Annotated in this window: 1 pseudogene; it reads left to right on the top strand. The window is 48.5% G+C overall.

The features are described 5' to 3' along the window. Positions 1 to 164: 164 nt before the first annotated feature. Positions 165 to 464 (top strand): annotated as a pseudogene (locus ACTHUR_RS20155) (exosporium protein); the annotation flags it as partial.

The following is a 464-nucleotide window of genomic DNA, read 5'->3' as shown; positions in this document are numbered from 1 at the left end:
GCTCTCAATTGTTCGCCGTAGCAAGCCGCATCGAAAATCTGAATCCGTTTGTATTCTCAGGCCACAATGAGAGCGGTAGCTCACCAGATGTAGGTAGATACACATACGATCCTAAATCAAATGCCGGTAACACCCTGAAACTGATCGCTGGTGAAGGTCTGAAAATGACTTCAAACGGCACTAACGAATACACCCTGAGCGTAGTAGGTGGTGGTGCTAAAGGCGAAAAAGGTGATGCTGGTCCTGCTGGCCCTAAAGGCGAAAAAGGCGATACTGGTCCTGCTGGTGCTAAAGGCGCAAAAGGCGATACTGGTCCTGCTGGTGCTAAAGGTGATACTGGTGATACTGGTCCTAAAGGCGACAAAGGCGAAAAAGGTGATACCGGTGAAAACGGCCTGAACGGTAGCAGCGTTACAGGTACTGTTGTAAACAATAATGACGGTACTCATACCATCACTATTACC

This window comes from Neisseria sp. P0021.S007 (assembly GCF_051956855.1).
This window is presented reverse-complemented; position numbering and strand designations above follow the sequence as displayed.